At 72.7% G+C, this 6,724-nt stretch carries 7 protein-coding genes; 3 read left to right on the top strand and 4 right to left on the bottom strand.

What is annotated here, in order from left to right:
• Window positions 1–1,113 (top strand): 1,4-alpha-glucan branching protein domain-containing protein (locus ACXVGS_RS13125; protein ID WP_458537033.1); only part of this gene is annotated, 1,113 nt, incomplete at its 5' end.
• Window positions 1,114–1,162: 49 nt separating this feature from the next.
• Window positions 1,163–1,762, top strand: coding sequence for a hypothetical protein (locus ACXVGS_RS13120; RefSeq protein ID WP_458537032.1), 600 nt, complete (start codon window positions 1,163–1,165; stop codon window positions 1,760–1,762).
• 10 nt (window positions 1,763–1,772) lie between these two features.
• Here the strand turns inward: ACXVGS_RS13120 and ACXVGS_RS13115 are convergent, their stop codons facing one another.
• Genes ACXVGS_RS13115 through ACXVGS_RS13100 form a run of 4 tightly spaced genes read right to left on the bottom strand, consistent with a single transcriptional unit; the run spans window position 1,773 to window position 4,550 of the window.
• A complete protein-coding gene (locus ACXVGS_RS13115) occupies window positions 1,773–2,354 on the bottom strand; it encodes an acyltransferase (protein ID WP_458530902.1) in 582 nt (193 codons plus the stop codon).
• 1 nt (window position 2,355) lies between these two features.
• Window positions 2,356–3,315 carry a class I SAM-dependent methyltransferase gene (locus ACXVGS_RS13110; RefSeq protein ID WP_458533875.1) on the bottom strand — a complete coding sequence of 320 codons (960 nt, stop codon included), beginning with the start codon at window positions 3,313–3,315 and terminating at the stop codon, window positions 2,356–2,358.
• A 3-nt stretch (window positions 3,316–3,318) separates the two neighbouring features.
• Window positions 3,319–4,098: an enoyl-CoA hydratase/isomerase family protein gene (locus ACXVGS_RS13105; RefSeq protein WP_141789071.1), complete on the bottom strand. Its 780-nt coding sequence runs from the start codon at window positions 4,096–4,098 to the stop codon at window positions 3,319–3,321.
• A complete protein-coding gene (locus ACXVGS_RS13100) occupies window positions 4,095–4,550 on the bottom strand; it encodes a T3SS (YopN, CesT) and YbjN peptide-binding chaperone 1 (protein WP_141789072.1) in 456 nt (151 codons plus the stop codon). Before ACXVGS_RS13100 ends, ACXVGS_RS13105 begins: the two co-directional genes overlap by 4 nt.
• Window positions 4,551–4,585: 35 nt before the next feature.
• On the opposite strand from ACXVGS_RS13100, the gene glgX reads away from it, so the two are divergent.
• Entirely contained in the window at window positions 4,586–6,721 is a 2,136-nt protein-coding gene (gene glgX / locus ACXVGS_RS13095) for a glycogen debranching protein GlgX (protein ID WP_458537031.1), read from the top strand.
• Window positions 6,722–6,724 lie beyond the last annotated feature (3 nt).

Raw genomic sequence — 6,724 nt, 5'->3', positions numbered from 1 at the left:
TACGACACCGAGCTGTTCGGGCACTGGTGGCACGAGGGGCCGGCGTTCCTGGGGCAGGCGGTCCGGGCGCTGCGCGCCGGGTTGGCCGACTCGCGGTGGCGGCTGGGCAGTCCAGGGCGCGGGATCTGGAGCCCGGAGTGCGGCTGGACCCCGGGACTGGCACCGACGTTCGCGGCGGCCGGCGTGGGGCACTTCCTCGTCGACGAGCAGACCGTGCGCGACAGTGGCGGGCACCCGCACGCCGGGTGGCGGGTCGGCGGCACCGACGTGGTCGCGGTCGCCCGGGACCTGCCGACAACGAACCTCATCTGGTCCTCCCGCGACGGCTACCCGGCCGGCGCGGCATACCGCGACTTCCACGCCCGCGAGCGGTTCACCGGGGCCAGGCTCTGGGCCGTCACCGGCGGGGACGTGCCGCCGGCGGGCAAGGCGCCCTACGACCCGGCCAGCGCCGCGGCGCAGGTGCGGGCGGACGTGACGCACTTCGTCGACGCCGTGGTCGCCCGGCTGCGGGCCGTGCACGCCGAGCAGGGCTCGCCCGGCCTGGTCGTGGCGGCCTACGACACCGAGCTGTTCGGGCACTGGTGGCACGAGGGGCCGGCGTTCCTGGGGCAGGCGGTCCGGGCGCTGCGCGCCGCCGGGGTGGACGTCACGACCGTGGAGAAGGCCCTGGCCGCGGGCCACGTCGCCGGCGAACTGGACCTGGGCCCCGGGTCGTGGGGCTCGGGCAAGGACTTCTCGGTCTGGGACGGGCAGACCGTCGCCCCGATCGCGCACGAGAACCACTGGGTCCAGCGCCGCTGGCTGGACCTCATGGCGCGGGAGACCCCCGAGCGGCTGCGGCTGCGCCGGCCCGACCTCGACCAGCTGCTGCGCACCATGCTCAACGCGCTCAGCAGCGACTGGGCGTTCATGGTGACCCGCGAGCAGGCGGTCGACTACGCCTGGCGGCGCGCCGAGGAGCACCGGGTCGCCTTCCACCGCCTGGCCCAGCTCATCGACGACGGCGACACCGACGGCGCGCTGGCCGAGGCGGCCCGGCAGGCCGCGACGGACGACACCTTCCCATGGCTGGACGCCCGCACGGCCGGCCTGCCAACCGGCCCCCACTGACCTTCCCGGGAAGGGGCCGGCAGCGCGCTGCGTCGCTACGCTCGAGGACGTGAGGACCGCGGCCGACGTGCTCGGCGAGATGTTCCACCCCCGGGAGCACCCGGGAGGGCGGCGGCACGTCGAGCTCCACCCCGACGAGGGCGTCGCCTACGTCGACTACGACGACCCCGAGGCCCTCTACGAGGTCCGCGTGAGGCAGGTCCCGAAACGGCTGCTGGCAGTGCGGCCTGGGGTGATCGGCGAGGTCGCCGGCATCGGGGTGCTCCTGGCCGGGGTGACCCTGGCCCACGACGTCAGCGTCACCGTCGAGGCAGCCCCGGGCGCTGCCCGCGAGCAGGTACTCGAGGAGTTCCACGCGGCATACCGGCGCTGGGAGCACGGTGTCGCCGACCAGGGTGCGTCCGAGGACCGCCCGCCGCCCGCCTGGCCGGGTGAGCGCCTGTTCGGCCACATCCGGGTCAGCGACGACGTCGACACCGAATACCGCTTCAACCGTGGCGAGTGTGGCGGCCACGGCACTGAGTGGCGGTGCATCCACACCTTCCTGCCGCTGCCCCCTCCCCAGGCCACGCACCTCGAGGTGGAGCTCACCGAGCACGGCGACGTGGTCGGGCGGGTCACCGTCCCGCTCGGGGACGCGGCGGGCTGACCGCCGCCCCTCAGCGGGTCTTGATGACCTTGCCGGGGACGCCGCCGACGACGGAGCGCGGCGGGTAGACCCCGCGGGCGACGGCGTTGGCGGCGACGACCGACCCCGCTCCGATGTCGGCGCCGCGCAGCACGGTGACCTTGGTGCCGATCCACACGTCGTCACCGATCCGCACCGGGCTCTTGATGATGCCCTGGTCCTTGATCGGGACGGTGAGGTCCTCGGTGCGGTGGTCGAAGTCGCAGACGTAGACGTCGTCACCGAGCAGGCACGCCTGGCCGATGCTGATGTCCAGGTAGGTGTTGATCGTGTTGCGGATGCCGATCACCGACTTGGCGCCGATGCGCAGCGTGCCCTCGTGCGCCCGGATGCGGGCGCCCTCACCGAAGTGAACGTAGGGCCCGATGACCATGCGGCCGTAGCCGGTGCGCACCTCGAAGCGCACGTTGCGGGCGATGAACACCGGTCCCTCGAAGCGCAGGCCCGGGTTCGCCAGGCGAGCCCGGGCCATGCGCAGGTAGCCCAGCAGGTTGTGCCGGCCCCAGGCCCGGTGGGCGAGCACCCACCGCACCGAGCGCAGGAAGCGACCCACCTCAGCCGGGCTTCACGCCGGTGATGCCGACGTTGTAGAACAGCCGCTCCGGCAGGACCCGGGAGAGCACCCGGTCGACGGCGGACAGCCGCTTCCACGAGCCGTAGGCGAACATCGCCCAGTTCCAGCCCAGCGCGCCGGGCTTGACCGCGGCCTCGAAGGTGCGCACCGGCCAGCCCAGCAGGGCCGCGGTCAGCTCCTCGGTGGTGGTGGACACGTCCACGGCCCCGGCCCGCAGCGCCATCCGCGCCAGCTCGTCGGGGTCGAAGGTGTGCAGGTCGACCACGGCCTCGAGGGCGGCGGCGCGGGAGGACTCGTCCAGAGCCTCCCGGTCCTTGGCCCACTTCTCGCGCAGCGGCGGCAGCTGGGTCAGCGCGGTCGTCGCCTTCCACGTCACGCGACCCAGGTGCCGGGCGTACCAGTCGCCGATGCGGGTCGGCTCGCCGGCGATGACGAAGCGGCCACCTGGCTTGAGCACCCGCAGCATCTCCCGGAACGCCTGCTCGACGTCGGGGATGTGGTGGATGACGGCGTGACCCACCACGACGTCGAACGTGTCGTCGTCGTAGGGGATGCCCTCGGCGTCGGCCACCCGGCCCTCGACGGTGAAGCCGAGCTGGGTCGCGTTGGCCTTGGCGGCTTCGACCATGCCCGGGGACAGGTCGGTCACGTGGACCTCGTCGAGGACCCCGGCCTGCTTGAGGTTGAGGGAGAAGAAGCCGGTGCCGGCGCCGAGCTCCAGGGCCCGCCCGTAGGGCCAGCCCTGGTCACCCGCGATCGCCACGAACCGGTCACGGGCGTAGTCGATGCAGCGCTCGTCGAAGGAGATCGACCACTTGTCGTCGTAGGTCTGCGCCTCCCAGTCGTGGTAGAGCACCTGGGCCAGCTTGTTGTCCTCGTAGGCGCGGGCCACCTCCTCGGCGGAGGCGGCGGTCTGCACCGGGGAACCGTTGTCGCTCAACGCCTACCGACCTTCGAACTTCGCCTTGCCCGGACCCTGCTCGACGAACGAGGTCATGCCGATCTCACGGTCCTTGGTGGCGAACAGCCCGGCGAACTGCATCCGCTCGATCTCCAGGCCGGTCTCGAGGTCGACCTCGAGGCCACGGTCGACGGCTTCCTTGGCCGCGCGGATCGCGTAGGCGGGGCCACCGACATAGGGCTCCACCCGGCGGCGGGCCGCGGCGTAGACCTCGGCAGCGTCGACGACCTCGTCGACCAGGCCGATCCGCAGCGCCTCGTCGGCCGGCACGAACCGGCCGGAGAAGATGATCTCCTTGGCGCGGGCGGGCCCGACCAGGCGTGCCAGGCGCTGGGTGCCACCGGCGCCGGGGATGACGCCCAGCAGCACCTCGGGCTGGCCGAGCTTGGCGTTCTCGCCGGCGACGCGGAAGTCGCAGGCCAGGGCCAGCTCGCAGCCACCGCCGAGCGCGTAGCCGGTGATCGCGGCGACGGTCGGCTTGGGGATGCGCGCGATCGCGGTGAACGCCGACTGCAGCGCGGCGGAGCGGTCGACCATGTCGGTGTAGGACATGGTCTGCATCTCCTTGATGTCGGCGCCGGCGGCGAAGACCTTCTCGCCGCCGTAGACGACCACCGCGGAGACGTCGCGACGTGAGCCGGCCTCGGCGGCCAGCTCGCGCAGCTCCTCCTGCACCTGCACGTTCAGCGCGTTCATCGGCGGGCGGTCCAGGCGGATCGTGCCGATACCGGCTTCGACCTCGAGGCGGACGAGCTCGGTCACGCCTCTCCCCCCGGCTCGCCGCCGCCGGTCAGGGACTCGTGCCACATCTGCACCGCGGAGAGCACCAGCTGGATGGTGACCTGGAGCAGCACGCTGATGTCGCTGCCGGGGCCGACCACGTGCTCGCCGGTGACGACGAGGGTGCCGTTGGCCAGGCCGGCCTTGACCACGTTGAGGCGCAGGGTCAGGTCGTTGCAGGCGCGCAGCTGGGCCAGCTCGTCCTGCGGGATGTCCTCGCCGATCTGCCACTGCCCGAACACGCGCATGATGGTGAAGTCACCCTCCATGCAGCGCACGAACATGGTCTGGCCGTTGACCTTGAACGCGACGTCGCCGTCGTCGTCGATGTCGGGCTCCAGCCCGGCATCGAGCAGCACGTCCAGGACCCGGCCGCGCAGCGGGTGCTCGTCCGGCGGAGGGGCAAAGTTCGGCAACGACGTGGGATCAGTCATGTGTCCCACCGTAGTCAGTGCCTACGCTGATCTCCATGTGCCCCACACCACGCCGTTCCGTGGAGCTGCCCCCGCCGCTCGGGGCCACGGTGCGCCCCGACGGGGTGGAGTTCAGCGTCTACGCCGGGCACGCCGACGGCCTCGAGATCTGCCTGTTCGACGCCGAGGACAGCACCGGTGAGAGCGAGCGCCGGGTCCGGCTGACCGACCGCGCCCACGGCACCTGGTTCGGCTTCGTGCCCGGCATCGGGCCCGGCCAGCGGTATGCCGTGCGCGCGCACGGCCCCTGGCGCCCCGCCGAGGGCCTGCGCCACAACCCCGACAAGCTGCTGGTCGACCCCTACGCCCGGGCCCTGGACGGGCAGGTGACGTGGCGCCCGGAGGTTTTCGGCCACGTCGTCGACGAGCACCTGCACGGCGAGCCGGACGTGCGCGACACCCGCGACAGCGCGGCATACGTGCCCAAGGGGGTCGTCGTGGACGACACCTTCGACTGGGGCGACGACGCACCCCCGCTGGTGCCGTGGAGCCGGACCGTGCTCTACGAGACCCACGTGCGCAACCTGACCCGGCGCCACCCGGGCGTGCCCGAGCACCTGCGCGGCACCTACGCCGGCATGGCCCACCCGGCCACGATCGAGCACCTGACCGACCTGGGCGTGACCAGCGTCGAGCTGCTGCCGGTGCACGCGTTCACCAGCGAGCCGGCCCTGGTGCAGCGCGGCCTGGTCAACCACTGGGGCTACAACACGCTCGGCTTCTTCGCCCCGCACGCCGCCTACGCCGCGGCCGCCGACCCGCAGGGCGTGCTCGACGAGTTCAAGGGCATGGTCAAGCTGCTGCACGCCGCGGGGCTGGAGGTGATCCTCGACGTGGTCTACAACCACACCTGCGAGCAGGGCCGCGACGGCGCGACGCTCTCGCTGCGCGGGCTGGACAACCGGGCCTACTACCGCCTGGACGAGCGGGGGCGCGACATCGACGTCACCGGCTGCGGCAACACCGTGGACCTGCGCCACCCGATGGCGGTGCGGCTGGTGCTGGACTCGCTGCGCTACTGGGCGCAGGAGTGCCACGTCGACGGCTTCCGCTTCGACCTCGCGGTTGCGCTGGGGCGCGGCCGCGACGACGCCTTCGACCCCGACCACCCCTTCCTCGTGGCGCTTCGCACCGACCCGGTCCTGTCCCGGGTCAAGCTCGTCGCCGAGCCGTGGGACGTCGGTATCCACGGGTGGCGCACGGGGCAGTTCCCCCCGCCGTTCGTGGAGTGGAACGACCGCTTCCGCGACACCGTGCGCACGTTCTGGCTGCCCGACACCGCCCGCTCCGAGCACGGCCAGCCGGGCCACGGGGTGCGCGAGCTGGCCACCCGCCTGGCCGGGTCGCAGGACCTCTTCGGGGCCCGCGACCGCGGGCCCGTGGCGTCGGTGAACTTCGTCGCGGCGCACGACGGCTTCACGCTGGCCGACACCACGGCATACGCGCACAAGCACAACGGGGCCAACGGCGAGGACAACCGTGACGGCCACGACGACAACCGCTCGTGGAACCACGGCGCGGAGGGCCCGACCGCCGACCCGGGCATCCTCGCGGCCCGGCAGCGGTCGGTGCGCAACATGCTGGCGACCACGCTGCTGGCCACCGGGGTGCCGATGCTCAACGCCGGCGACGAGATCGGCCGCACGCAGCGGGGCAACAACAACGCCTACTGCCAGGACAACGACCTGAGCTGGTTCGACTGGGACCTGCAGCCGTGGCAGCGGGACCTGCTGGAGACCACGCAGTTCCTCGTGCACCTGCGGGCCTCGCAGCCGGTGCTGCGGCAGCGCTCGTTCTTCACCGGCCGGCCCGCGCACGCCGACGGGACCGCCGACCTGGAGTGGTACGCCGCGGACGGCGTGCGGATGCACCACGCCGTGTGGGAGGACCCGCACGTGCGCACCCTGACGATGTTCCTCGACGGGTCCGAGCTGGAGTCGGACTCCTTCCTCGTCGTCCTCCACGGCGACGTGGCGCCCGCGGAGGTGGTACTGCCCGGGCACAGCGGCGTCGCGGCGTACGAGCTGCTCTGGGACAGCTCGTGGGAGACGCCCTACCCCGGCAGCAAGGTCGAGCCGGGCCCGGTGGAGGTGGCCTCCTCCAGCGTGCAGATCTACGCCGTCCGGGCCTGATAC

Source organism: Oryzihumus sp. (assembly GCF_054325275.1).
This window is presented reverse-complemented; position numbering and strand designations above follow the sequence as displayed.

What these genes read in the sequence shown, in the direction of transcription:
- ACXVGS_RS13100 (WP_141789072.1), bottom strand. Translation starts at nt 4,550, where the DNA reads ATGACTGATCCCACGTCGTTGCCGAACTTTGCCCCTCCGCCGGACGAG.
- glgX (WP_458537031.1), top strand. Translation starts at nt 4,586, where the DNA reads ATGTGCCCCACACCACGCCGTTCCGTGGAGCTGCCCCCGCCGCTCGGG.